The 25,558-nt window shown below is 64.0% G+C and carries 21 protein-coding genes; 19 read left to right on the top strand and 2 right to left on the bottom strand.

The window, feature by feature from the left end:
• The first annotated feature begins 79 nt into the window (after positions 1 to 79).
• From rpsB to ACVOMF_RS02625, 15 genes are all read left to right on the top strand, one after another.
• On the top strand, positions 80 to 889 hold the full coding sequence (gene rpsB / locus ACVOMF_RS02695) for a 30S ribosomal protein S2 (RefSeq protein ID WP_282267380.1): 810 nt from the start codon (positions 80 to 82) through the stop codon (positions 887 to 889).
• A gap of 134 nt (positions 890 to 1,023) precedes the next feature.
• Positions 1,024 to 1,902 (top strand): translation elongation factor Ts, encoded by an 879-nt coding sequence (gene tsf / locus ACVOMF_RS02690; protein WP_481507896.1) that lies wholly within the window; start codon positions 1,024 to 1,026, stop codon positions 1,900 to 1,902.
• 160 nt (positions 1,903 to 2,062) lie between these two features.
• Positions 2,063 to 3,568, top strand: coding sequence for an HDOD domain-containing protein (locus ACVOMF_RS02685; protein WP_481507895.1), 1,506 nt, complete (start codon positions 2,063 to 2,065; stop codon positions 3,566 to 3,568).
• 110 nt (positions 3,569 to 3,678) lie between these two features.
• On the top strand, positions 3,679 to 4,407 hold the full coding sequence (gene pyrH / locus ACVOMF_RS02680; protein ID WP_481507894.1) for a UMP kinase: 729 nt from the start codon (positions 3,679 to 3,681) through the stop codon (positions 4,405 to 4,407).
• A 75-nt stretch (positions 4,408 to 4,482) separates the two neighbouring features.
• On the top strand, positions 4,483 to 5,040 hold the full coding sequence (frr, locus tag ACVOMF_RS02675; protein ID WP_481507893.1) for a ribosome recycling factor: 558 nt from the start codon (positions 4,483 to 4,485) through the stop codon (positions 5,038 to 5,040).
• Positions 5,041 to 5,043: 3 nt separating this feature from the next.
• Positions 5,044 to 5,817, top strand: coding sequence for a polyprenyl diphosphate synthase (uppS, locus tag ACVOMF_RS02670; RefSeq protein WP_481507892.1), 774 nt, complete (start codon positions 5,044 to 5,046; stop codon positions 5,815 to 5,817).
• Positions 5,814 to 6,632 carry a phosphatidate cytidylyltransferase gene (locus tag ACVOMF_RS02665; RefSeq protein WP_481507891.1) on the top strand — a complete coding sequence of 273 codons (819 nt, stop codon included), beginning with the start codon at positions 5,814 to 5,816 and terminating at the stop codon, positions 6,630 to 6,632. The genes uppS and ACVOMF_RS02665 overlap by 4 nt, the downstream gene beginning before the upstream one ends.
• Positions 6,633 to 6,634: 2 nt before the next feature.
• The gene (locus tag ACVOMF_RS02660) at positions 6,635 to 7,828 is read left to right on the top strand and encodes a 1-deoxy-D-xylulose-5-phosphate reductoisomerase (protein ID WP_481507890.1); all 1,194 of its coding nucleotides are present in this window, start codon (positions 6,635 to 6,637) and stop codon (positions 7,826 to 7,828) included.
• A 26-nt stretch (positions 7,829 to 7,854) separates the two neighbouring features.
• A complete protein-coding gene (gene rseP, locus ACVOMF_RS02655; protein ID WP_481507889.1) occupies positions 7,855 to 9,213 on the top strand; it encodes an RIP metalloprotease RseP in 1,359 nt (452 codons plus the stop codon).
• A 71-nt stretch (positions 9,214 to 9,284) separates the two neighbouring features.
• Complete coding sequence (gene bamA, locus ACVOMF_RS02650; protein WP_481507888.1) at positions 9,285 to 11,768, top strand: outer membrane protein assembly factor BamA; 2,484 nt, start codon at positions 9,285 to 9,287, stop codon at positions 11,766 to 11,768.
• Between the two features lie 366 nt (positions 11,769 to 12,134).
• Positions 12,135 to 13,157, top strand: coding sequence for a UDP-3-O-(3-hydroxymyristoyl)glucosamine N-acyltransferase (lpxD, locus tag ACVOMF_RS02645; RefSeq protein WP_303746953.1), 1,023 nt, complete (start codon positions 12,135 to 12,137; stop codon positions 13,155 to 13,157).
• Positions 13,154 to 13,612: a 3-hydroxyacyl-ACP dehydratase FabZ gene (fabZ, locus tag ACVOMF_RS02640; protein ID WP_481507887.1), complete on the top strand. Its 459-nt coding sequence runs from the start codon at positions 13,154 to 13,156 to the stop codon at positions 13,610 to 13,612. Before lpxD ends, fabZ begins: the two co-directional genes overlap by 4 nt.
• Positions 13,613 to 13,629: 17 nt before the next feature.
• A complete protein-coding gene (lpxA, locus tag ACVOMF_RS02635) occupies positions 13,630 to 14,421 on the top strand; it encodes an acyl-ACP--UDP-N-acetylglucosamine O-acyltransferase (protein ID WP_062166472.1) in 792 nt (263 codons plus the stop codon).
• Positions 14,418 to 15,626 carry a lipid-A-disaccharide synthase gene (gene lpxB, locus ACVOMF_RS02630; protein ID WP_481507886.1) on the top strand — a complete coding sequence of 403 codons (1,209 nt, stop codon included), beginning with the start codon at positions 14,418 to 14,420 and terminating at the stop codon, positions 15,624 to 15,626. The genes lpxA and lpxB overlap by 4 nt, the downstream gene beginning before the upstream one ends.
• A 35-nt stretch (positions 15,627 to 15,661) precedes the next feature.
• Positions 15,662 to 16,279, top strand: coding sequence for a ribonuclease HII (locus ACVOMF_RS02625; RefSeq protein ID WP_481507926.1), 618 nt, complete (start codon positions 15,662 to 15,664; stop codon positions 16,277 to 16,279).
• A gap of 17 nt (positions 16,280 to 16,296) precedes the next feature.
• Here the strand turns inward: ACVOMF_RS02625 and ACVOMF_RS02620 are convergent, their stop codons facing one another.
• On the bottom strand, positions 16,297 to 16,761 hold the full coding sequence (locus ACVOMF_RS02620) for a hypothetical protein (RefSeq protein WP_481507885.1): 465 nt from the start codon (positions 16,759 to 16,761) through the stop codon (positions 16,297 to 16,299).
• 50 nt (positions 16,762 to 16,811) lie between these two features.
• Positions 16,812 to 19,034, bottom strand: a complete 2,223-nt coding sequence (locus ACVOMF_RS02615; protein WP_481507884.1) for a winged helix-turn-helix domain-containing tetratricopeptide repeat protein — start codon at positions 19,032 to 19,034, stop codon at positions 16,812 to 16,814.
• Between the two features lie 144 nt (positions 19,035 to 19,178).
• Here ACVOMF_RS02615 and ACVOMF_RS02610 point away from each other — a divergent pair, with 144 nt between their 5' ends.
• The 4 genes from ACVOMF_RS02610 to ACVOMF_RS02595 all read left to right on the top strand — a co-directional run bounded on the left by ACVOMF_RS02610 (position 19,179) and on the right by ACVOMF_RS02595 (position 25,444).
• Positions 19,179 to 19,823, top strand: a complete 645-nt coding sequence (locus ACVOMF_RS02610; RefSeq protein WP_481507883.1) for a YkvA family protein — start codon at positions 19,179 to 19,181, stop codon at positions 19,821 to 19,823.
• Between the two features lie 212 nt (positions 19,824 to 20,035).
• Entirely contained in the window at positions 20,036 to 23,626 is a 3,591-nt protein-coding gene (gene dnaE / locus ACVOMF_RS02605; protein WP_481507882.1) for a DNA polymerase III subunit alpha, read from the top strand.
• Between the two features lie 76 nt (positions 23,627 to 23,702).
• A complete protein-coding gene (locus ACVOMF_RS02600) occupies positions 23,703 to 24,662 on the top strand; it encodes an acetyl-CoA carboxylase carboxyltransferase subunit alpha (protein WP_481507881.1) in 960 nt (319 codons plus the stop codon).
• 26 nt (positions 24,663 to 24,688) lie between these two features.
• Positions 24,689 to 25,444 carry a tetratricopeptide repeat protein gene (locus ACVOMF_RS02595; protein WP_481507880.1) on the top strand — a complete coding sequence of 252 codons (756 nt, stop codon included), beginning with the start codon at positions 24,689 to 24,691 and terminating at the stop codon, positions 25,442 to 25,444.
• Positions 25,445 to 25,558 lie beyond the last annotated feature (114 nt).

Here is a 25,558-nt window from a genome sequence, read left to right as displayed (position 1 = left end):
TATAACGAGCCGCGCATCGCAGCACGACTCCAACAAACCGGTCGCGCGCGGTGTCAGTTCCACCATCAGGAGTTTTGCAATGCCCCAGATCACCATGCGTCAGATGTTGGAAGCCGGCGTCCACTTCGGCCACCAGACCCGTTACTGGAACCCGAAGATGGGCCAGTACATCTTTGGCGCCCGCGGCAAGATCCACATCATCAACCTGGAAAAGACCGTCCCGCTGTTCAACGATGCGATGAACTTCATCTCCTCGGTTGCCCAGAAGCGCGGCACCATCCTGTTCCTGGGCACCAAGCGCAGCGCACGCGAATCCATCAAGGAAGAAGCAGAGCGTTGCGGCATGCCGTTCATGAACCAGCGCTGGCTGGGCGGCACCCTGACCAACTTCGCCACAGTGAAGAAGTCGGTTGCCCGCCTGAAGGAACTGGAAGCCGGTGAAACCGACGGCAGCTTCGACAAGCTGGTCAAGCACGAAGTGCTGGGCCTGCGCCGTGAGCGCGACAAGCTGGAAGCCTCGCTGGGCGGCATCAAGGAAATGAACCGCCTGCCCGACGCCATCTTCGTCATCGACATCGGTCACGAAGACATCGCCATCAAGGAAGCCAAGAAGCTCGGCATCCCGGTGATCGCCGTGGTTGACACCAACTACAACCCGGAACTGGTCGATTACGCCATCCCGGGCAACGACGACGCCATCCGTGCCGTGCAGCTGTACGCTCGCGCCGCCGCTGACGCCGTGCTGGAAGGCAAGGCTGCTGCTCCGAACGCCGCCACCGTGCGCGAAGAAGAGTTCAGCGAAGCCGCTGCTGGCGAAGAAGCCAAGCCGGCCCGCCGCGCTCCGGCCAAGAAGGCTCCGGCCAAGAAGGGTGACGAGGCTTCGGCCTGATCCCCACCGGCGGGCGCAGCCATTGCGCCCGCTTCCCCTGTGCCGGCACCAATGGTACCGAGCACTGACAGGGCTGCGTAACAACGGCCGGCCATCATGGCCGGCCTACCCCTTTCTATTGATGAGGTAATTCCATGGAAATCACTGCTTCCCTGGTCAAGGAACTGCGCGAGCGCACCGGCGCCGGCATGATGGAGTGCAAGAAGGCTCTGTCCGAGACCAACGGCGACATCGACGCAGCGGCGGAAGCCCTGCGCAAGTCCGGCGCTGCCAAGGCCGACAAGAAGGCTGATCGCGTCACCGCCGAAGGCCGCGTGGGCGTTGCCAGCAACGGCGGCAACGCCGTCCTGGTCGAAGTGAACTCGGAAACCGACTTCGTTGCCAACGACGTCAACTTCAAGGCTTTCGTTGATGCCGTTGCCGCTGCCGCCCTGGCATCCGGCGTCGCCGACGTTGAAGCCCTGAAGTCGGTCAAGCTGGCCAGCGGCGAAACCGTCGAAGAAACCCGCGCCATCGCGATCCAGAAGCTGGGTGAAAACATCCAGATCCGTCGTCTGGTCAAGATCAGCGGCGACAACACCGTTGGCACCTACGTGCACAGCAACGGCAAGATCGGCGTACTGGTCGAACTGGCCGGTGGCAACGCCGAGCTGGCCTCGGGCCTGGCAATGCACGTTGCCGCGATGAACCCGCCGCACAACAAGGCAGCCGACGTTCCGGCCGACTTCGTTGCAAAGGAAAAGGAAATCGAGCTGGCCAAGATGACCGACAAGGACAAGGCCAAGCCGGCCGACATCCTGGAAAAGATCATCAGCGGCAAGATCAACAAGATCATCAGCGAAGTGACCCTGTACGGCCAGAGCTACGTGCTGGACAGCGACAAGACCGTCGAGCAGGCCGTCAAGGCCGCTGGCGGCGACGTCGTCGGCTTCCAGCGCCTGGCTGTTGGCGAAGGCATCGAGAAGGTGGTGGAAGACTACGCCGCCGAAGTTGCCAAGGCGATGCAGGTCTAAGCACCCGCTGCCCGCAACATCTGAAAAAGCCGCGAATTTCCGCGGCTTTTTCTTTGCCGCAAAGTACCTGCGACACCACACTCCCGGCACTGGACCGCAATACCCCGTCTTTGCTTAAGCCATCCTGTATGCTTGAACCACTGCCGCCTGCTTCTTCGACATGTCCCCCGAGCTTACTGCAGCCCTGTCCCTCTGCCGCAACCTGCCCTCGCCACCGGCCATCGCTGTCCGTTTGATCGAGCTTGCGCAGGATCCGGAAACCGACATCGCCAGCGCCGCTGACGTGATAGCACTGGATATGGGCTTGAGCGCACGCATGATGCGCATCGCCAATTCGCCGCTATACGCCAGCCGACGCCGCATTGAAAACCTCGGCCAGGCATTGACCATGCTCGGCCTCAACGCCACCTTGCAGCTGGCGCTGGGTTTCAGCCTGTCGCGCGCCCTGCGCGAGGACGAGGACCACGCTCAACTACTGCAAGCGGTCTGGCGCCGCAGCATCCTCAGCGCCCTGGCCGCCCGCTACCTGGGCCTGGCGCGCAATGTGCGCCGGGTGGAAGAGTTGATGCTGGCCGGCCTGCTGCAGGACATCGGCATCCTTGCCCTGTTGCAGCTGCGTAGCGACAACTACCCGGCCCTGCTTGCCGGCGCCAACAGCAATGAAGAACTCCTGGCCCATGAACGCACCATTCTGGAGTGCAGCCATGCCGACGTCGGCGCCGAGCTGTGCGAGCAATGGGGCCTGCCGTCCTACCTGGTCGACGCCATCAGGCACAGCGAAGCGCCGGCCGAACCGGCCGACCTGTTCGGCCGCTGCGTTGCCCTGTCAGGCAGCATTGCGGAGATCTGGCTGAGCAAGGACACCGACCAGGCCCGCGACACCGCCCTGCGTCTGGTGCATGCACAGCTGGAAATGGACAGCAGCCAGTTCGAACTGGTGCTACAACAGGTCAGCCAGATGCTGCCGGAGATCAGCGCATTGTTCGACGTGCCGGTACCGTCACCCGCGCGCATCACCTACCTGCTCGATCACGCCGCCGAATTGATGGCCCTGCGCAACCTGCGCGAGCTGCAGGACGCTGGCGCCGCCAAACGACGCGCCGATGACTTCGAACAACAAGCACGCCGGCTGACCGAGCAGGCGCACCTGGACGCACTCACCGGCCTGTTGAACCGACGCCAGCTGGAAGTGGTGCTGGCACAGGAATTCGACCGCGCCGGCCGCGCTGATCGACCATTGTCGGTAGCCTTCATCGACCTGGACGACTTCAAGAAAATCAACGACCAGCATGGCCATCTGGTCGGCGACCAGGTCCTGCAGGCGTTCGCCAGCCAGTTGCAGGGCCAGCTGCGCGGCAGCGATACCGTTGCCCGCTTCGGCGGCGAGGAATTCGTGGTGCTGTTCCCCGGCACCAACGAGCAGACCGCATTGGAAGTGATCCGCCGCGTGCTTGGCGCCATCACCCAGACCCCGATCGTCACCGTGGCCGACATGCCGCTGCATGTGACCTTCTCGGCCGGCGTCGCCACCCATGGCGCATATGAGCGTTTCACCGATATGCGCGACCTGCTCAAGGCCGCCGACGACGTGCTGTACCGCTCCAAGAACCTTGGCCGCAACCGGGTCATTGCCCGCGCACCGGACCCCCACCCCACCGCCTGCTGAACCAGATTGCGATTGACCGACGTTTTGTCGCTGCATTGCAACAATAGATGTCACCTGAAACTGCGGCATCCGTTAGAATCCCCCGCGTTTTCCAGCCATCTGAGGTCACCATGTCCAAGCTCGCCTACCGTCGCATCCTGTTGAAACTTTCCGGGGAGGCGCTGATGGGGGATGAGGACTACGGCATCGACCCCAAGGTCATCAATCGCCTGGCCCACGAAGTCATCGAGGCCCAGAACGCGGGCGTTGAGATCGCGCTGGTGGTTGGCGGCGGCAACATCTTCCGCGGTGCCGGCCTGGCCGCAGGCGGCATGGACCGCGTCACCGGCGACCACATGGGCATGCTGGCGACCGTCATCAACGCCCTCGCCATGCAGGACGCGCTTGAGAAAGCCGGCGGCAAGGCCCGCGTGATGAGCGCGATCAAGATCAACGACGTGTGCGAGGACTACATCCGTCGCCGCGCCATCCGTCATCTGGAAAAGGGCCGCCTGGTGATCTTCGCCGCCGGCACCGGCAACCCGTTCTTCACCACCGATTCGGGCGCTGCACTGCGCGCGATCGAGATCGGTGCCGATCTGCTGCTCAAGGCCACCAAGGTCGACGGCGTCTACGACAAGGACCCGAACAAGCACGCCGATGCGGTCCGCTATGAGAGCCTGAGCTACGATCAGGTCATCAGCCAGGGCCTGGAAGTCATGGACACGGCCGCCTTTGCGCTGGCCCGTGACAGCGACCTGCCGCTGCGCGTTTTCGACATGAGCCAGCCCGGCGAACTGCTGAAAATCCTGCACGGCGAGCACATCGGCACCCTGGTCCACGGCCGCGACGCACACTAACCCACGCCGCCGGCGCGGTGGGCAGGGGTAATCGCCTATAATCGGCCGGTTCTAGAAACATCCAGGATTCGGCCGATGATCAACGATATCAAGCAAGATGCGCAGGCGCGCATGACCAAGAGCATTGACGCTCTGCGCCATACCCTTACCACCATCCGCACCGGTCGCGCTTCGCCGGCCCTGCTGGACGGCATCAAGGTCAAGGCCTACGGCACCGACACCCCCTTGAATCAGGTGGCCAGCATCAGCGTGTCCGAAGGGCGCTCGCTGGTCATCACCCTGTTCGACAAGAACATGATCAAGGAAGTGGAAAAAGCCATTTACGCCTCCGACATCGGCATCACCCCCACCACCATGGGCACCGTGATCCGCCTGAACCTGCCGCCGCTCACCGAAGAGCGCCGCAAGGAACTGGCCAAGTCGGTGAGCAAGGAAGGCGAAGAAACCAAGATCGCCATCCGCAACATCCGCCGTGACGCCAACCAGGAAGTGGCCAAGCTGCTCAAGGACAAGGCGATCACCGAGGATGACGACCGTCGCAGCCAGGAAGACATCCAGAAGCTGACCGACAAGGCGATCAAGGACGTCGACGAAGTGGTCAAGCTCAAAGAACAGGAACTGATGGCGGTCTGAGGCGTGTCCTCCGTCCTGCACGACGACACCGCTGCCCCGGCATTGCCGGGGCACATTGCCATCATCATGGATGGCAATGGCCGTTGGGCGCAGCAACGCCGGCGGCCGCGCATGATCGGCCACCGTGCCGGTGCGCGCGCGGTCAACCGCAGCATCGACTTCTGCCTTGAACGCGGCATCGGCGCACTGACCCTGTTCGCGTTTTCCAGTGAAAACTGGGGGCGTCCACAGGAAGAAGTCGATTCACTGATGAAGCTGTTCCTCGGCGCATTGGACCGCGAAGTGGATGAACTCCACCGCCGTGGCGTGCGCGTGCGCTTCATCGGTGACCGCAGCCGATTTGCCGGCAGCATCGTCCAGCGCATGGACAAGGCCGAACAGCGGACCATCGGCAATACTGCGATGACCCTGAGCATTGCCGCCAGCTATGGTGGCCGCCAGGATATCGCCATGGCTGCCCGCGCCCTGGCCGAACAGGTCGCCGCCGGCACCCTGCGCCCCGAGCAGATCGACGAGCAGACCCTGGGTCGGTACGTGGCGTTGGCCGACATGCCACCACCAGACCTGTTCATCCGCACCGGCGGCGATACCCGCATCAGCAACTTCCTGCTGTGGCAGCTGGCCTATAGCGAGCTGTGGTTCACTGACGTGCTGTGGCCGGATGTCGATGCGGCCGTCCTTCAACTGGCACTGGATGACTACGCTAGGCGCGAGCGCCGCTTTGGTCTGACCAGCGCCCAGATCGCCGCCACTGCGGCAACGAGCGCACATTCATGACCAAAACACGTGTGATTGCAGCGCTGATCATGGCCCCGGTGGCGATCTGCGCAATCCTGTTCCTGCCCAGCCAATGGCTGGCTGCCGCTGCCGCGCTGGTGTTCCTGATCGGCCTGTGGGAGTGGCTCAAGCTCACCGGTGTTATTGGCCTGCCACGCACCGTGCTGGTGGTGCTGAACCTGCTGCTGATGGTGCTGCTGGTCTGGGCCTCGGACGGTAGCATGGTGCTGTTCCAGCTGGCGGCGCTGGTCGGCGTCGGCTTCTGGCTGCTGGCCTTGCTGTGGCTGCGTTTCTTCGATTTTGGCGCGCACGACGAAAGCAGCGCGCGCATGCTGAAGCTCGCCGCCAGCAGCCTGGCCATCATCCCGGCCTGGGCCTCGCTGGTATTGATTCATGCCGGAAGCAACGGCCACCTGTGGCTGTTGACCGCGCTTTCGCTGGTCTGGGCGGCCGACTCCGGCGCCTATTTCGCTGGCCGCGCCTTCGGCAAACACAAGTTGGCCCCGCGTATCAGCCCCAACAAGACCATTGAAGGCCTGCTTGGCGGACTGGTCGCTGGCCTGGTTATCGCAGGCGTATTTGGCTGGTTTGCCGGCGTGCAGACCTCACAGTTCGGCTGGCTGATGCTGGTTACTGCGGTGGCGGTGCTGGCATCGGTGCTCGGCGATCTGTTTGAAAGCCTGCTCAAGCGCCATGCCGGCGCCAAGGATTCGGGGCATATCATTCCCGGCCATGGCGGCGTACTGGACCGCATCGACGGCGTCCTCGCCGCGCTGCCGGTGTTTGCGCTGGGCAAGGAAATCTTCGGCTTCTAAGCATGTCCACCTCTTCTATACGTCAGGTCGCCATCCTTGGCGCCACCGGCTCCATCGGCACCTCGGCGCTGGATGTGATGGCCCGCCACCCGCAGCAGATGCGCGCCAGCGTGCTGGCTGCGGGCAGCAGCGTGGATACGCTGATCACACTGTGCCGACAGCACCGCCCGGATCACGCCGCGATTGCCGACCCGGCGTTGTTCACGCGCCTGCGTGACGGCCTGAAAGACGCCGGACTGGCAACCGAGGCACATGCCGGTCATCAAGCCATCGATGCACTGGCCGCCAGCGACTGCTGCGACACCGTCGTTGCCGCCATCGTTGGTGCCGCCGGCCTGTCGTCCACGCTCGCCGCAGCCCGCGCCGGCAAGCGCCTGCTGTTGGCAAACAAGGAATCGCTGGTCCTGGCCGGTGAGCTGCTGACCCGCGAGGCCGCCAACGCCTGCGCCGAGATCATCCCGATCGACAGCGAGCACAACGCCATCTTCCAATGCCTGCGCTCGCGCGATGCGCGGCTGGAAGCCGGCGTCCGCCGCATCATCCTGACCGCGTCCGGCGGCCCGTTCCGGGGGCGCAGCCGCGCCGAGCTGGAAAAGGTGACCGTGGCACAGGCCGTTGCCCACCCGAAGTGGTCGATGGGCCCGAAGATCTCGGTCGATTCGGCGACGTTGATGAATAAAGGGCTCGAAGTCATCGAGGCCCACCATCTGTTCAACGTGCCCGGCTCGCGCATCGACGTGCTGGTGCATCCGCAGAGCCTGGTGCATTCGCTGGTCGAATTCATCGACGGCTCGACTCTGGCCCAGCTTGGCCTGCCAGACATGCGCACTACCCTCGCCGTCGGGCTGGGCTGGCCGCAGCGCATCGAGTCGGGCGTCAGCGGTCTGGATTTACTGACCCACGGCCGGCTGGATTTCGAGGCGCCGGACATGGACGCCTTCCCCTGCCTGCGCCTGGCTTGGCAGGCGATGGAAGCCGGCGGCACCGCCCCGGCGATCCTGAACGCAGCCAACGAAGTCGCCGTTTCAGCGTTTCTTCAGGAGCGCATAGGCTTCCTGTCGATCCCGGCACTGGTGGAGCACACGCTCTCTACCCTGCCTTACGTGGCGGCCGATACACTGGACCTCCTGTTGGCAGCTGATACCCAGGCCCGCCATATCACCGAAACCGCCATTGCCCGCCTGCCGAATGTCTGATTCGACCTTACAACCGAGCTGTGCCCATGGCTGATTTCCTGGGGTCTGTGTGGTGGATGATCGTCAGCCTTGGCGTGCTGGTGACCTTTCATGAATTCGGCCACTACTGGGTAGCCCGCCGCTGCGGGGTAAAGGTACTGCGCTTCTCGGTGGGCTTCGGCAAACCACTGTGGAGCCGTCGCAACCGCAACGGCACCGAGTTCGCCATCGCCGCGATTCCGCTCGGCGGCTACGTCAAGATGCTTGACGAACGCGAGGTCGAGGTCCCGGCCGGTGAACGCGCTGTCGCCTTCAACAACAAAACCGTCTGGCAACGCATCGCCATCGTCGCCGCCGGCCCTGCCGCCAACCTGATCCTGTGCATCGCCCTGCTGTGGGCGATGTTCGTGATCGGCCGCCAGGACTATTCGGCCACCATCGGCCGCACCTCTGGCATGGCCGCACAGGCCGGCTTTGTCACCGGCGACCGTATCCTTGCAGTGGAAGACCGCAGCGTCGATACCTGGGCCGAGGCCAGCATGGCCTTCACCACCGCTGCAATGGACCGCCAGGATGCGCATGTTCGCGTGCGCGACGTACTCGACAACGAGCGCACCCGGGTACTGCCGCTGTCGCAGTTGCCAGCGGGTTTCGATGAACGGCAGGTCCCGGTACAGGCGGGCTTCACCTGGCAATTCTGGTTGCAGCCAGCGCGGGTCGACTCGGTTTCTGCCGATTCGGCCGCCACTGGGCTGCTGCAGACCGGCGATCTGATCCTGGCCGTGGACGGCCAGCGCGTGGACAGCGCCGACCAGGTCACCCCACTGATCCAGCAACTCGGCCAGCGCGGCGGCCCCGGCATGGTCGAGGTCGAGCGCAACGGAGAACGACTGGCACTGGAACTGACCCCGCAGGCTGGTCAAGGCCCGGACGGCAAGCCGCGCTGGCTGATCGGGGTTGGTTTTGCCACCAACCAAGCCCCCGCCTACGACGCCCGCCAGCAGTACGGCGTGCTCGCCGCACTGCCTGCTGCCGTGCGCGAAACCGGCAAATTGGCAACAGACTCGCTGGGCATGATGCGGCGCATGCTGACCGGCCATGCCTCGGTAAAGAACATTTCCGGCCCGATCACCATCGCCCGCGTGGCCAATGCCTCGGCTGAACGCGGGCTGGATTGGTTCCTGTATTTCCTGGCTTTGCTGTCGCTGAGCTTGTGCATCATCAACCTGCTGCCCATCCCCATCTTGGACGGCGGCCACCTGCTGTATTACCTTATTGAGTTGGTCAAGGGCAGCCCGCTTAGCGAGCGCGCCATGGCTGCCGGCCAATACATCGGTCTGGCGCTGTTGGCGGGGTTGATGGGACTGGCGTTCTACAACGACATCCTCAGCCTGGTCCCGCGATGAACTTTTTCCCGTTGTCGTCGTCTTACGCCGGCACTCACGCATTATCGAAATCGACTCCAACCGGACGTGATATGACGCGACTTCCCAATCGCCGCTTGCTGGCCCTCGCACTAGCTGCTGGTCTGGCCCTGCCTGTGCTCGCACAGGCAGCCGAGCCCTTTACCGCCAGCGACATCCGCGTGGACGGCCTGCAGCGCATTTCCTCCGGCACCGTGTTCACCTACCTGCCGGTGGAACGCGGCGACACGGTGGATGACGCCAAGATCGGCGACACCATCCGCGCCCTGTACAAGACCGGCTTCTTCGAAGACGTGCAACTGGACCGCCAGGGCGACATCCTGGTTGTCACCGTCAAGGAACGCCCGGCGATCAACAAGTTGACCGTCACCGGCAACAAGGACATCAAGAGCGAGCAGCTGCTCAAGGGCCTGAGCGACATCGGCCTGAGCGAAGGCGGCACCTTTGACCGCCTGAGCCTGGACCGGGTGACCCAGGAACTGCGCCGGCAGTACAACGACCGCGGCAAATACAACGTGGAAATCACCCCGACGGTGAGCCCGCTGGACCGTAACCGCGTCGACGTTGCCATTGCCGTCAAGGAAGGCAAGGCGGCCAAGATCCGCCACGTCAACCTGATCGGTACCGAGAAGTTCCCGGCCGAAGACATCATGGACATCTGGGAGTCCAAGGAGCACAACTGGGCCTCGTGGTACCGCCGCGATGACCAGTACTCCAAGGAAAAGCTGTCCGGCGACCTGGAAAAGCTCAACTCCTGGTACCTTGACCGTGGCTATGTCGACTTCAGCATCGACTCCACCCAGGTCTCGATCAGCCCGGACAAGCGCGACATGTTCATCACCGCCGGCGTGACCGAGGGTGAGCAGTACAAGATTTCCGACATCAAGGTCACCGGCGACACCATCCTGCCGCAGGAAGATGTGGAGAAGATGGTCATCCAGAAGAGTGGCGATACTTTCTCGCGCGCCCTGCTGGAGTTCAGCGCCGACGGCATCACCAACAGCCTGTCCAACGTTGGCTATGCCTTCGCCAAGGTCAACCCGATCCCGACCAGCAACCGCGCCGACCGTACCGTGGCGGTGAACATGCAGGTAGTGCCGGGCCCGCGCGTCGCCGTGCGCCGCATCGTGTTCAAGGGCAACTCGCGTACCAGCGACGAAGTCTTGCGCCGTGAAATGCGCCAGTTCGAGAACAGCTGGTACTCGCAGGCGGCGATCGACCGTTCCAAAATCCGCCTGCAGCGCCTGGGCTACTTCGAGTCGGTCGACGTCGAGACGCAGCCGGTCACCGGCAGCAACGACCAGGTCGACGTGGTCTACAACGTCAAGGAAACCACGTCGGGCAGCTTCGTGTTCGGCCTGGGCTATTCGCAGTCCTACGGCATGACCACCTCCGTGCAGCTGTCGCAGAACAACTTCCTCGGTGGCGGCAACCGCGTGTCCGTTGAAGCATCGCGCAGCAGCTACCTGCAGCGCTACGGCTTCAGCTACACCAACCCCTACTTCACCGACGACGGCGTCTCGCTGGGCTACAACCTGTCCTGGCGCGAGCTCGACTACTCCGACTTCAACACCGCCCAGTACAACAGCACCAACGGTTCGGCGCAGGTGGTGTTCGGCATTCCGATCACCGAAAACGATGCGTTCTCGCTGATGTTCGGCATCGATAGCAACCAGATCACCACCTACCAGGGTTACACCCCGAAGGCGATCATCGATTACATCGATGCGGTTGGTACGCGCACCTTCCATTCCTGGCGTTCGGAGCTGGGCTGGGCACGCGACACCCGAAACGATTACTTCATGCCGACCCGCGGCACCTACCAGCGCCTCGGCCTGGAGACCACGCTGCCGGGTTCGACCGTGGAGTACTACAAGCTCAGCTACCAGTTCTCCAAGTACTGGCCGATCATCCCGTCACTGGTGATCAACACCCGTCTGGAACTGGGCTACGGCGACTCCTACGGCAAGGACAAGGTCCGTGATATCTGCTGGAACGATATCCCGGGCACTCCAGGCACCCCAGGCACCCCAGCCACCCCGACTACTCCGGCGATTCCGGCCGTCCCCGGCACCGCGGGCACCACACAGGTGGTGGACTGCGGCAGCAACCCGACTGCGAACCACCGTCAGGTCAAGGCCAGCGGCCTGCCATTCTTCGAGAACTTCTACGCCGGCGGCACCAACTCGGTGCGTGGCTTCGAAGACAACACCCTGGGCCCGCGCTCGGAAATCATCGGCGGCTACTACAACGGCCAGCCGCTGGGTGGCTCGGTGAAGACGGTCGGCTCGATCGAGGCCTACTTCCCGAAGCTGTTTGACAGCCCGTCGGCGCGCGTCTCGGCGTTCTTCGACTTCGGTAACGTCTACAACGGCACCAGCAACTTCAAGGCCAACGAACTGCGTGCTTCGGCCGGTGTCGCCCTGTTGTGGCGCGCCCCGGTCGGCCCGATCTCGATCAGCTACGCCTTCCCGTTGAAGAAGGAAGATGGTGACGAGATCGAGCGCCTGCAGTTCACCTTTGGTGGTCAGTTCTAAATAGAACTGACCCGCTGACCCGGGGCGTAGCCCCGGGTACCGAAGATTGCGCAATGGCGCAATCTTCGGGCGCGCTCTGGTCTTCCGATTCCCCGCGCCTGTCGGCGCGCCCCCTTTACCAAAGGGGGCTCCACACCAGAATTACTACCTCAAGCTGCCCCGGGAAGCGATACAGTCCCGGGGTTTGCTTTTAAGGGCTTTGCACGTGCAGGTTGTGGAACGGCCTCCCAGCCACGGCGGCCACACTTCGCCCCCGGCCAAAACATCCGTACTTGCGGATGACCCGCCCTTCCGCTGCCCTTGCCCTGCAAGGGTGATAACGTCCGTTCGCATGACCGCCATCGGCGCACACGGTAAACTTGCTGCGTGAATACTCCTACCTATACCGCTCAGGAACTTGCCGACCGTTTCGGCCTGCAGGTGCACGGTGACCCGTCGGTTGCCATCCATGGTGTTGCCACATTGGCGCATGCCGGCCCCGGACAGCTGACCTTCCTGGCCAATCCGCGCTACCGGGCTCAACTGGCTGACAGCAAGGCGTCGATCGTGCTGCTGCGCGCCGATGACGCCGAGGCAGCACCTGGTGCAGCACTGGTCGCCAAGGACCCGTACACCACCTTCGCCAAGATCGGTGCGCTGTTCGAGACCGTACCGGTGCGCGAGCCCGGCATCCACCCCAGCGCGGTCATCGACCCCAGCGCGACGGTGGCCGCCAGCGCCCATATCGGTCCGCACGTCTGCATCGGCGCACGCAGCGTGATCGGCGAGAGCTGCATCATCGGCGTCGGCAGCATCATCGGTGACGACTGCGTGGTCGAGGCCGGCACGGAACTGCTGGCCCGCGTCACCCTGGTTGCGCGGGTCAAGCTGGGCAAGCGCGTGCGCATCCATCCGGGCGCCGTGCTCGGTGCCGAGGGCTTCGGCCTGGCAATGGACAACGGCCACTGGATCAAGGTCCCGCAACTGGGGGGTGTGCGCATCGGCGACGATTGCGAGATCGGCGCCAACACCTGCATCGACCGCGGCGCACTGGAAGACACCACGCTGGACGAAGACGTGCGCGTGGACAACCTGGTGCAGATCGCCCACAACGTACAGATCGGCGCGCACAGCGCCATCGCAGGCTCCACCGGCATTGCCGGCAGCGCCAAGATCGGCCGCTACTGCCTGCTCGGCGGCGCCGTCGGCGTGGTTGGCCACCTGGAAATCTGCGACCACGTCGTCATCACCGGCAAGTCGGTGGTGCGCAACTCGATTACCGAACCTGGCGAATACTCGTCGGGTACCCCTTTGACCGACAACCGCACGTGGCGCAAAAACGCCGCGCGCTTCAAGCAGCTCGATACGCTGGCACGGCGCATCCTGGCTGTGAGCAAGGAGAAAGAATGAACGCACCACTGCAGATGCCCATCGACGTCAACACGATCCAGACGTTGATCCCGCACCGCTACCCGTTCCTGCTGGTCGACAAGGTTGTCGAACTGGATGTGGAAGCCAAGCGCATCGTCGCGCACAAGAACGTAACCATCAACGAGCCCTACTTCCAGGGTCACTTCCCGGGCCAGCCGATCATGCCCGGCGTGCTGATCATCGAAGCACTGGCCCAGGCCGGTGGCGTGCTGACCCAGCTCAGCCTTGGCCGTGACGCGCAGTCCAAGCTGTTCTACCTGGTCAAGGTCGACAATGTGCGTTTCATGAAGCAGGTAGTGCCAGGTGATGTGCTGGAACTGCATGTCCAGGTCAAGCGCATGATCCGCAACATGGCGGTCTACTACGGCGAAGCCAAGGTGGATGGTGAAGTGGTCGCACACGCCGAAGTGCTGTGCGCCGGCACCCGCGAATAATCTGCCCGGAGTAAACGATGAGCGATAGCGCCCCCCTGATTCACCCGACCGCGGTCATTGATCCTTCGGCCAAGCTCGGCCAGGGTGTGCGCGTGGGTGCGTTCACCCTGATCGGTGCCGACGTCGAGATTGGCGATGGCACCGAAGTGGGGCCGCATTGCAGCATCCACGGTCCGACCCGGATCGGTCGCGACAATCGCTTCATCGGCCACGTCGCGGTCGGCGGCGAACCGCAGGACAAGAAGTTCGCCGGAGAGCGCACCGAGCTGGTGATCGGCGACCGCAATGTGTTCCGCGAGTTCGTCACCCTCAGCCGCGGCACCGCCGGCGGCGGTGGCGTGACCAGCATCGGCAACGACAACTGGATGCTGGCCTACGTGCATGTCGCCCATGACTGCCATGTCGCCGACCACTGCGTGTTCTCCAACAACACCACGCTGGCCGGTCATGTCTCGGTCGGCAACTGGGTGATCATCAGCGGCTTCGCTGGTGCCCACCAGTTCTGTCGCATCGGCGACCACGCCTTCCTCGGCATGGGTGCACTGGTCACCGGCGACATCCCGCCGTTCACCATGGTCGGCATCGATGGTCATGGCCGTCCGCGCGGCATCAACAGCGAAGGCCTGAAGCGGCGTGGCTTCGACGCAGAGCGCATCAGTGCGATCAAGCGCGCTTACCGCACCATCTACGTGGCCGGTGTGCCGTTGGCCGAGGCCAAGCTGGCGCTGGCCGAGCAGGCGCAGAGCAGTGATGACGTCAAGCAGATGCTGGACTTCATCGAGCACGGCGAGCGTCCGCTACAGCGATGAGCGCTGTAATCCAGGACTCCCGATTGGCGCTTGGCCACAAGCCGCGCATCGCGCTGGTTGCCGGTGAGGCGTCGGGCGATCTGCTCGGCGCCGGCCTGATCAATGCCCTGCGCGTCCGTTACCCCGATGCCGAATTTGCCGGCATCGGCGGAGATGCAATGCGCCACGCCGACTGCGAGACCTGGTTTGATGCCAGCGAGCTTGCGTTGATGGGGCTGGCAGAAATCCTGCGCCATTTGCCGCGGCTGCTGAAGCTGCGCAAGGAATTCCGCCAGCGCGTGCTCGACTGGCGGCCGGATGTATTCATCGGCATCGACGCACCGGATTTCAATCTGGGCGTGGAAAAGTGGCTCAAGCAACGTGGCCTGCGCACCGTGCACTACGTCAGCCCCTCGGTCTGGGCCTGGCGTGAGAAGCGCGCGGAGAAAATTGGTGCCAGCGCTGACCTAGTGCTGTGCCTGTTTCCGATGGAACCGCCGATCTATGCCCGCCACGGCATTGACGCGCGCTTCGTCGGCCACCCGATGGCTGATGAAATTCCGCTGCACGGTGATCGCGTAGCCGCACGAGAAGCACTGGGTATTCCCGAGCATGCAAAGCTGCTTGCGGTGCTGCCTGGCAGCCGTCTGGGCGAAGTGAGCCGGCTCGGCCCGCCCTTCTTTGCCGCCGCCTGGCAGCTGTGCGAACAAGACCGCAGCCTGCATATTGTCGTACCGGCGGCCAACGCCAAGTGCAAGGCGATGATCACCGAGCAGATCCGCAGCGCAGCGCTTCCCAGCGCGCGCCTGCACCTGCTCGATGGCAAGGCACGTGAAGCAATGACCGCCGCCGACGTGGTGATGCTGGCCTCCGGCACCGCCACCCTGGAAACCATGCTGGTCAAACGGCCGATGGTGGTGGGCTACCGCGTGGCCGAACTCACGTATCGCATCGTCAAGGCACTGGGTCTGATCAAGGTAAATCGCTTTGCCCTGCCCAATGTACTGGCCGGCAAGGACCTGGCACCGGAGCTGATCCAGCACGAATGCACGCCCGACAATCTGGCCACCGCAGTACGCAATTGGTTTGAGCACCCCGACTGCGTCAGCGGCCTGCAGGACGACTACCAGCAGTTGCACCAGCAACTGCGCCAGGATGCCTCGGCAAGCGCCGCCGACGCTGTCGCCGGGCTGCTGCAGGCGCCACGCAAGCAAGGCCAGCCGTGACCGCCAAGCGCACTCCCAAGGCAGCGGATGTCTCGCTGTCCTTGTTTGACGATGCCGCCTTGCTGGCACGGCAGGCCCCGCGCCTGGTTGCTGGCGTCGACGAGGCCGGGCGCGGCCCGCTGGCCGGCCCGGTCGCGGTAGCGGCCGTCGTATTCGATCCCGAACGCCCCCGCATCAACGGCCTGGATGACTCCAAGGCATTGACCGCACTCCGCCGCGATCAACTCTACGACCGCATCATCGAACGTGCGTTGGCTTACAAGATCGTGATGGTCGACGTAGCCGAGATCGACAGCCTCAATATCTTCCAGGCCACCATGCAGGGCATGCGCCTGGCGGTGGAAGGCGTGGCACATGTGGCCCAGTTCGCCCGCATCGACGGTAACAAGATTCCCAAGGGTCTGCCCTGCCCGGCCGAAGCGCTGATCGGTGGTGACGCGATCGACCGCAGCATCATGGCCGCCTCAATCCTGGCCAAGGTCAGCCGCGACCGCTTCATGCTGGAGCTGCACCAACAGCACCCCGAGTACGGCTTCGATCAGCACAAGGGTTATGGCACACCCTTCCATATGGCCGCGCTGCGCGCACATGGCCCCTGCTCGCAGCACCGGCGCAGCTTTGCACCGGTGCGTGCGAGCCTGGATGCATCCTGAGCCACGCGCCGCGCGCGTCAGCGCGGCATGATCTTGATCCCAGGGTCGAGGTGGGTTGAGCCGATGCGCACGTCGTACTTGATGTTGTTCTCGCTGCTCACGATTTTTGCAACGATCAGCACTTCCTGCCGCCTGCCCATGCGCTGCGAATTGAAGTCCTTCTGCCCTGTGCTGCCCGCACTGCGGTAGTACGCGGCCGCACCGGGGGATTCGGCAAACGCCAATGCGAACGGGTCCTGTACATCTTCTGCGGTGCGCCAGAGCACCTGCGTACCACTACGCACCGTGCACACATCCGGAGTGATTACCGGCCCATCTGGACCAGACGCCACATCGACGTAGACCAGTTTGACGATACGCGGCGGTAGGTTCTCCGTGCATTGCAACACTTCACCCGGAAGCGGTGGTTGGGTGGCGCAGGCAGCAATGCCTGCAACCGTTCCGGTGGAGACGACAAGATAGAGCCACACGCTATGGTTCATGACGACCACTCCTCGCTGAGGTCCGCCGCCACGGACGGAAAAGCCGGTACTTACTCCCTACGCACGCCGTTGCCGACCAGCGTGTAACGCTGCAGCGACAGCAAGGCATCGATGCGCTGCTGCGGAATGCCCTGCTTCAATGCGCTTTCAACGCAGTTGTGCGCACCCGCCTTGTCACCTAGCAGGGTCAAGGTCTGCGCGCACCACAGCGCGACCTCGGCCGCCTGCGTGCCCAGCGCGCGTGCCGCCTGTAGATCCTGCAACGCGCGGGCACGCTCGCCCAGGTTGGCGCGGTACCAGGACAGCAAAGCCAAGGCGTAGGCATCATCGCGCCGCACATCGACGTATTGCTGTGCCAGATGCGCCGCGCGCAGATACGGCCCCTGCGCCTGTGCTGCGGTTGCGGGCGCCGCGGCCAGGGCATCAGCCAGATTGCCCCAGTGCAGATAGTCCTCCGGCTCCAGCACCGTCGCCTGTTGGAACAATTCCGCAGCAAGCGCGTATTCGCCATGATCGAATTTCATCGTGCCCAGATTGGTCAATGCACCGGCATTGGGCTCGATCGACAAGGACATGTTGAACGCATGCCCGGCCTGTGCCGTGTCGCCCTGGGCCAGATACAGGCCGCCCAGGCTGCCCCATAGGCGACTATCTTCCGGTTGCAAAACGGTGGCGGTCACAAACGCATCGATCGCCTTGGGCACATCGCCGCGCAGCCAATGATGGTAGCCCAGCAGTCGATAGATCTGCGCATCACTGGGCCGCGCCGCGATGGCCTGCTGGAATGACTGCAGTGCCTGCTCCTCCTTGCCGAGCGCAGCATAAGTGCGTGCCTGCCCAACCAGACCGTCGGCGCGCAGCGCCGGATCATCGATGACCTGCTGGTACAGCTTCAGCGCTTGTTCGTTCTGGCCACTGACGCGGGCGATCTCCGCCATTGCCAGACTTACTTCGCGCAAGCCGGGGTCCATCGCCTGCGCGCGTGCACAGGCCTGGCGGGCGCGCTCAAACGCGCCTGCGTCACTCACGCCCTCCAGCCGCGCGATCTGCGCGCGGCAGATGCCGGCCTGGGCCCGCGCGAAGTGCGGATCAATCGCCAGCGCCTGTGCAAACGCCGCCATCGCGCGCTCATTCCCGGCCTCGCCGATTGGCCGTTGCAGCAGCGCCAGACCGCGCAGATAGGCATCATAGGCGTTGACGTCGCTGGTCGGGCTCAAGCGCTGCGCAACTCCGGATGTCTTTCCGGGCAGATGACCGAGCAAGGCATGCACGACCTTGCTGGCTATCTCGCCCTGCAATGCGAACACATCACTGATCTCACGATCATAGGTTTCCGCCCACAAAGTGAAACCGGTATTGGTATCGGACAGCCGCGCACTGATGCGCACCCGCCCGCCCTCGCGACGCACACTGGCATCCAGCAACGTGGCCACTCCCAGACGGCGCCCGATCCGGCGCACATCGTCATCGTCGGCATCGCTGCTGGCGGGAACCGCGAGTTGTCGCGCGGCCACTTTCAGGCCAGGAACATTGGTCAGGGCATCGTGCATCTCCACCGCCAGACCATCGGCAAAGTAACGATCGGCAGCATCGTCGCTGAGGCTGCTGAATGGCATCACCGCGATCGAAGCACCAGCTACAACCGGCGTGCGGCTCCACCACCAGTAACCGGCAGCCAACAGCAGCAACAACAGCGCGCAGCCGATCAGGAACGCGCGTGAACGCATCCACGCTGGTAGCGACATCTTCGGTGCCTCCCGCCACCAGCGCGACAATCGCCGCTCTGGCGGTGACGGTGGCTCGGCATGCGGATCACTATCCGCAGCCATGTGCTCAGCGGGTTCAGCAACTGCAACAGGCAACTCCGCCGTCGTAGAAGTGATAATCGGTTCAACGACCGAAGCGGATGAAGCAGTGGCCTCTGGCGGCAACAACTTGCCAATGAAGCGGTAACCAAGGCCGTGCTGGGTCTGGATGTAACGCGGCTCATGCGAATGGTCGTCCAGCACCGAACGTAACTGCGCGATGGCACGGGTCAGCACCCCCGGCGTCACATGCCGATGGCCCCAGACAGCATCCAGCAACTGGTCGCGCACCAGCAATTCATCGGCATGCCGGAGCAGCATCAACAGCACGGCGAATGCTTTTGGCTCCAGCGATTGATACTGGCCGTCACGGCTGAGCGTATGCGCCAGCGCGTCCACCACGATGCCGTCGAAACGGTAGCGTTCGACCGCTTGACCTGTGTCACCAGGGTCTTCGACCGCACCCATCGGCAAGCCCTCATGAATTCCTCAGAAACCAGCGCAATGACTGTCTGAAGGCTCCGCCCGCCATCATGACCAATGCTACGCCCAAGCGGATGCTGGCGCTGCGTTCTCCCCTCCCGGACGCCCCCCACCCGCAGGAGCACCACCATGTACGCCATCGACCCCCGTCTTCCGCTGCCGCAGGTTCTGGACCAGTACTCGAGCAGCACCCCGCACCGTCGCAGCCACGTGAATGACTATCTGTTGGTTCCGCGTGAAGTTGAACATTTCAACGGCCTGCTGGTCCGTCTTGGCCGCACCCAGCCGCCGCTGCAGACCGACCAGTTGGCCACCGCGGCCCGTAACCTGAACAACGCCGCCCGAGACGACAGCGCCTCGCCCTGTATCGAGCAACGGATGCGCCACGCCCACCTGCTGGAACAGCTACTGCAGGAGAGCGACTGGGAGCCCGCTGCCGAGGTGAGCTGCGAGCTGCATATGGTCATTGCCTATCTGCACGCCAGCCACCAGCTGATCCCTGACTCGATCCCCGGCGTCGGCCAGCTGGATCAGGCCATCGTGATCGACACCGCCTGGCCGAAACTGGCCGGCGAAGTCGCCAACTTCCTCGACTACCAGCGTCTGCGCCAGCTGGAAGCCGAGCGCCAGGGCCGTGGCTACCATGACATCGCCTTCAACCGCCGCAGCTGGCTGGAACTGCGTGAGATCGAAGCCCGCCTGCATGAACACCAGCGGCGGGTGCGTGAAAGCAGCTACGCACCTGAACCGCTCAGCTACTTCCGTATCCACTGACAGCGACACCAACAGGGCGCCAGCCAGAACCACCCAGATTCTGCTGGAGCCCAGCGGACCGGGCCTGACGAGCATTGCCGTCAGGCCTGCGCCCGTCCTGATAGTGTGCACGTGCGGGCCAATGGCCCGGGCCGGCGCGGGTGGCAGGCATGTCAAGCCTTGCCCCACCCCGCCCCCGTCGCTACCCTGCACCGGCATACTTCTGGCTCCGCATGTCTACTTCTTCCCGCTTCGTCCATCTCCACGTCCACACCGAATTCTCGATGGTGGACTCCACCATTCGCGTACCCGCCAAACCCGATCAGGCCGACCCCAAGAAGGCCAAGCAGGCCAACCTGCTGAGCCGCTCGGTCGAAATGAAAGCGCCGGCATTGGCCGTCACCGACCTGAACAACATGTTCGCGCTGGTGAAGTTCTACAAGGCTGCCGAAGGCGTGGGCATCAAGCCCATCGCCGGCGCCGACCTGCTGATCACCGAGGACGGCCAGGACCCCTGGCGCATGACCTTGCTGTGCCGCGACCGCGAGGGCTACCTGAGCCTGTCAAGGCTGCTGACCCGTGCGTGGATGGAAGGCCATCGCAACGAGGGCGGCGTCGCCGTGCATCCACAGTGGCTGAAGGACGGCTGCAAGAATCTGTTCGCGCTGGCCGGCCGCCACAGCCTGGCCGGGCGTCTGGCCAATGATGGCCGCCACGATCTGGCCGAGCAGCAGCTCGCCGACTGGCAGCGCGTGTTTGGCGACGGCCTGCACCTGGAACTGACCCGCACCGGTCGCGATGGCGAGGAAGCCTTCAACCAGTTCGCACTGCAGGCTGCCGGCCAACGCGGCCTGCCGGTGGTGGCGACCAACGATGTGCGCTTCCTGTCGCCGGATGATTTCTACGCGCATGAAGCGCGCGTCTGTATTTCCACCGGCCGCGTGCTCGACGACCCCAAGCGTCCGCGTGAGTACAGCGCGGAGCAGTACCTGAAAACGCCGGAACAGATGTGCGAGCTGTTCGCCGACATCCCCGACGCGATCGACAATACCCTGGCACTGGCCGAGCGCTGCAACGTCGAAATGCGGCTGGGCACCTACTTCCTGCCCAACTATCCGGTGCCCGACGACCAGACCCTGGACAGCTGGATCCAGAAGATCTCGCGCGACGGCCTGGAAGAGCGCCTGCAGGTGCATCCAATTGCTGCCGGCATGACCCGCGAGGACTATGACGCGCGGCTGGAGTTCGAGCTCAACACCATCATCAAGATGGGCTTCCCCGGCTACTTCCTGATCGTGGCCGACTTCATCCAGTGGGGTAAGAACCAGGGCATTCCGATCGGTCCGGGCCGTGGTTCCGGTGCCGGTTCGCTGGTGGCCTGGGCGTTGAAGATCACCGATCTGGATCCGCTGCCCTACAACCTGCTGTTCGAGCGCTTCCTCAACCCGGAACGCGTGTCGATGCCCGACTTCGACATCGACTTCTGCATGGATCGCCGCGACGAGGTGATCGACTACGTTGCACGCAAGTACGGCCGCGAGCGCGTCAGCCAGATCATCACCTACGGCACCATGGCGGCCAAGGCGGTGGTGCGTGATACCGGCCGCGTGCTCGGCTTCCCGTATGGTCTGGTCGACGGCGTTTCCAAGCTGATCCCCAACATCCTCGGCATCCACCTGAAGGATGCGCTGGGCAAGGGCAAGGAAGGCACGAGTTCGGAAATGGCCTCGGCCGAGCTGATCCAACGCTACGAATCCGAAGACGACGTCCGCGACCTGATCGATCTGGCCTTGCAGCTGGAAGACCTGACCCGCAACGCCGGCAAGCATGCCGGCGGCGTGGTGATCGGACCGGAGCCGCTGAGCGAGTTCTGCCCGCTGTACGCCGAACATGACGATGGCGGCATCGGCAAGAACCCGGTCACCCAGTTCGACAAGAACGACGTTGAAGAAGTCGGCCTGGTGAAGTTCGACTTCCTCGGCCTGCGCACGCTGACCATCATTGATTGGGCGGTGAAGGCGATCAACAAGCGCCACGAGCGCGCCGGCATTCCGCCGGTCGATATCGCCCATATCCCGCTCGACGACGCACCGACCTACAAGGACATCTTCGCCAACGGCAATACCGGCGCGGTGTTCCAGTTCGAATCCTCAGGCATGCGCCGCCTGCTGAAGGACGCGCGCCCCGACCGGTTCGAAGACCTGATCGCACTGGTGTCGCTGTACCGCCCCGGCCCGATGGACCTGATTCCCTCCTTCAACGCGCGTAAGCACGGCCAGGAAGAAATCATCTATCCCGATCCGCGTACCGAAGTCATCCTGAAAGACACCTACGGCATCATGGTGTACCAGGAGCAGGTGATGCAGATGGCGCAGATCGTCGGCAATTACTCGCTGGGCGGCGCCGATCTGTTGCGCCGTGCGATGGGCAAGAAGGTGCCGGCGGAAATGGCCAAGCACCGCGAGATCTTCCGCGAAGGTGCAGCCACCGGCGGCGTTGACGGCCCCAAGGCCGACGAAATCTTCGACTTGATGGAGAAGTTCGCCGGCTACGGCTTCAATAAATCGCACGCTGCTGCGTACGCATTGGTCAGTTACCAGACCGCTTGGCTCAAGCGTCACTACCCGGCCGAGTTCATGGCCGCGACGCTGTCCTCTGACATGGACAACACCGACAAGGTGGTCGGCTTCCTGGCCGAGGTGAAGAACCTTGGCCTGACCGTGCTGCCACCGCGCGTCAACGATTCGGCTTATATGTTCGAGGCGGCCAACGCCGACACCATCCGTTATGGCCTCGGTGCGATCAAGGGCGTCGGCCAAGGTGCCTGCGAAGCGGTAGTCGAACAACGCGAACGCGGCGGCGAATACGCCTCGCTGCTGGATTTCTGCGCACGCGTGGAATCGGGCAAGCTCAACCGCCGCACGCTGGAAGCAATGATCAACTGCGGTGCCTTCGACGGCATCGGCAAGAACCGCGCGACCCTGGCCCTGCAGCTGCCGGAGGTGATCAAGGCCACCGAGCAGATGGCGCGCGAGAAGGCCTCCGGGCAGAACTCGCTGTTCGGTGCACCCGACCCGGTCAGCACCGCCAGCCAGCTCGACCTGCCCGAGAGCAAGGAATGGCCGCTGGCACAGCTGCTCAATGGCGAGCGCGAGACGCTGGGCTTCTTCCTCAGCGGCCATCCGTTCGACCCGTATGCCGATGACGTCAAGGAACTGGTCGGCACCGACCTTGGCGGACTCGACAAACTGATTGCACCGGCCTTCCCCTCCAAGGACGGCGAGAAGCGCGCCTGGCGCCAGGAATCCCCGGTGATCCTGGCCGGTATGGTCATTGGTGTACGCCGCAAGGGCGACAGCCAGGTCTTCGTGACCCTGGAAGACGGCAAAGGCCGGGTCGAATGCAGCGCATTCTCCGATGGCCTGGCCGAGTTCGGTCATCTCATGACCAAGGACCGCATCTTGGTGGTCAAGGGCGGCCTGCGCGAAGACGAGTTCAACGGCGGCTATGCGCTGCGCATCCGCCAGTGCTGGGACTACGAGCAGCTCTGCGCCGACCACGCCCTGCGCGTATCGATGCGCGTGGATGGCCGTGGCGGCCCGATCTGGCAGCGCATCGATGCCCTGCTTGCCACCGCCCGCCCGGGCCGTACCCCCCTGCGCCTGGACCTGCTGCTCAACGGCAAGCCCGGCAGCATTGCCGGCATGCTCGACCTCGGCAGCAGCGGCTCGGTGCGGGTCACGCCCAAGCTGCTCGATGCCCTGCGCGAGGACCCCGCCGTGCGCCGGGTCAAGGTCAAGTACAGCCCGCCCTGGGCCAATTGATTGTCCGGACGGACGCGTACGGGTTGATACGGCGCGTTCGGCTACACTTCCCCCCTTTCATTGCTGACGGTTTCCGATGAATCCGAACTACCTCGATTTCGAGCAACCCATCGCCGATCTGGAATCCAAGATCAAGGACCTGCGCAATGCCAGCGCCGGGCCGGCGGTCAATGTCGATGCTGAGGTCAAGGCGCTGGAAGACAAGCTGCGCCTGCGTACTGCCCAGATCTTCCGCAACCTGTCCTCGTGGCAGGTGCTGCAGGTGGCCCGCCACCCGTCGCGCCCGTACCCGCTCGACTACATCCGCATCTTCTGCGATGAGTTCCAGGAACTGGCCGGCGACCGCGCCTTTGCCGACGACAAGGCCATCGTTGGCGGCCTGGCCCGCATCGGCGGCCGCTCGGTGATGCTGATCGGCCACCAGAAGGGCCGCGACACCAAGGAAAAGGTGCGCCGCAACTTCGGCATGCCCAAGCCCGAGGGCTATCGCAAGGCCCTGCGCCTGATGAAGATGGCCGAGCGTTTCGGCCTGCCGGTGCTGACCCTGATCGACACCGCTGGCGCTTGGCCGGGCATCGATGCTGAAGAACGCGGTCAGTCCGAAGCCATCGCCCGCAACCTGATGGAAATGGCCGAGCTCAAGGTGCCGGTGATCTGCACCGTGATCGGCGAAGGCGGCTCCGGCGGCGCGCTGGCACTGGGCGTGGGCGACCGCACCCTGATGCTGGAATACAGCGTCTACTCAACCATCAGCCCAGAAGGCTGCGCCTCCATCCTGTGGAAGGACGCCGGCAAGGCCAAGGACGCCGCCGAGCAGTTGGGCATGACCGCCCCGCGTCTGAAGAGCCTGGGCCTGATCGACAAGATGATCCGCGAGCCGATCGGCGGCGCCCACCGCAATCCCACGCAGATGGGCAAGCGCCTGAAGGCCGTGCTGCTCAATGAGTTGGACGCGCTTGAAAAACTGCCGCTCGATGAGTTGCTTGATCGTCGCTACAAGCGCCTGCGCAGCTACGGTGCCTACGAAGCGGCCTGAGCCGCTTCCGCCACAGGGACACACGGATGAGTCCGATCATTCTGCTTTCGCTGATCCTGCAGGTCGCCTGCTGCGTACACGTGGTGCGCACCGGGCGACCGCTGTACTGGATCTTCATCCTGCTGTTCTTCTCCTACCTGGCAGTGTTGATCTACGTGATCGCCGAAGTACTGCCGGACCTGCGCAACAGCCCGTCCGCGCGCCGCGGCCTGCGTCAGGTCCGCGACCAGATCGACCCGCAGCGCGGCAAGCGCCAAGCCGACCAGCGCCTGCGGGTTTCCGACACCGCCGACAACCGCAGACGCCTGGCCCAGGAACACCTGGACCGCGGCGAATATGCCGAAGCGGCGACGCTGTACGAAGGTGCGCTGCGCGGACTGCACAGCGAGGACCCGGACCTGATGCTGGGCCTGGCCAAGGCCCAGTACGGCCTGCAGCAGCCGGCACAGGCGCGCAAGACGCTGGAAGCCTTGATCGCGGCCAACCCCAACTTCCGCTCGCATGACGGCCACCTGCTGTATGCCCGTACCGTGGAGGACAGCGCGGACATCCCTGCCGCCCTGCACGAGTACGAGGCGATGATCGGCGGCTACCCGGGCGAGGAAGCACGGCTGCGCTATGCCTTGCTGCTCAAACGTGCGGGGCGCGAGGACGATGCTGCCAGGCAACTGCAGAACATCCTCGACCGCGCCGAGACATCACCGCGCTACTACCAGCAGGCACAGCGTGCGTGGATCGATGCCGCACGCAAGGAACTGCGGCAGCTGACGCCGGCAGGCTGAGTTCGCCTGTTTTTTTTGTGGGAGCGGGGGGCGGCGGCGGGCCGGCCACACCACACCACCCCGGAGCGGCTATGATTTATGTAGGTTGGGCGGGAGGGGCGTGGGGCGCCCCGC

This window comes from Stenotrophomonas sp. STEN022 (assembly GCF_056760155.1).
Note: the sequence above shows the minus strand (reverse complement) of the source record. Positions and strands in the feature narration are given on the sequence as shown.

Bases quoted from the DNA above. Each gene is read 5' to 3' on its own strand.
- ACVOMF_RS02685 (WP_481507895.1), top strand. From the start codon at position 2,063: ATGTCCCCCGAGCTTACTGCAGCCCTGTCCCTCTGCCGCAACCTGCCC.
- fabZ (WP_481507887.1), top strand. From the start codon at position 13,154: ATGAACGCACCACTGCAGATGCCCATCGACGTCAACACGATCCAGACG.
- ACVOMF_RS02620 (WP_481507885.1), bottom strand. From the start codon at position 16,761: ATGAACCATAGCGTGTGGCTCTATCTTGTCGTCTCCACCGGAACGGTT.
- lpxA (WP_062166472.1), top strand. From the start codon at position 13,630: ATGAGCGATAGCGCCCCCCTGATTCACCCGACCGCGGTCATTGATCCT.
- pyrH (WP_481507894.1), top strand. From the start codon at position 3,679: ATGTCCAAGCTCGCCTACCGTCGCATCCTGTTGAAACTTTCCGGGGAG.
- ACVOMF_RS02615 (WP_481507884.1), bottom strand. From the start codon at position 19,034: ATGGGTGCGGTCGAAGACCCTGGTGACACAGGTCAAGCGGTCGAACGC.
- dnaE (WP_481507882.1), top strand. From the start codon at position 20,036: ATGTCTACTTCTTCCCGCTTCGTCCATCTCCACGTCCACACCGAATTC.
- ACVOMF_RS02600 (WP_481507881.1), top strand. From the start codon at position 23,703: ATGAATCCGAACTACCTCGATTTCGAGCAACCCATCGCCGATCTGGAA.
- lpxB (WP_481507886.1), top strand. From the start codon at position 14,418: ATGAGCGCTGTAATCCAGGACTCCCGATTGGCGCTTGGCCACAAGCCG.
- ACVOMF_RS02595 (WP_481507880.1), top strand. From the start codon at position 24,689: ATGAGTCCGATCATTCTGCTTTCGCTGATCCTGCAGGTCGCCTGCTGC.
- ACVOMF_RS02665 (WP_481507891.1), top strand. From the start codon at position 5,814: ATGACCAAAACACGTGTGATTGCAGCGCTGATCATGGCCCCGGTGGCG.
- frr (WP_481507893.1), top strand. From the start codon at position 4,483: ATGATCAACGATATCAAGCAAGATGCGCAGGCGCGCATGACCAAGAGC.
- tsf (WP_481507896.1), top strand. From the start codon at position 1,024: ATGGAAATCACTGCTTCCCTGGTCAAGGAACTGCGCGAGCGCACCGGC.
- ACVOMF_RS02660 (WP_481507890.1), top strand. From the start codon at position 6,635: ATGTCCACCTCTTCTATACGTCAGGTCGCCATCCTTGGCGCCACCGGC.
- rseP (WP_481507889.1), top strand. From the start codon at position 7,855: ATGGCTGATTTCCTGGGGTCTGTGTGGTGGATGATCGTCAGCCTTGGC.
- rpsB (WP_282267380.1), top strand. From the start codon at position 80: ATGCCCCAGATCACCATGCGTCAGATGTTGGAAGCCGGCGTCCACTTC.
- bamA (WP_481507888.1), top strand. From the start codon at position 9,285: ATGACGCGACTTCCCAATCGCCGCTTGCTGGCCCTCGCACTAGCTGCT.
- ACVOMF_RS02610 (WP_481507883.1), top strand. From the start codon at position 19,179: ATGTACGCCATCGACCCCCGTCTTCCGCTGCCGCAGGTTCTGGACCAG.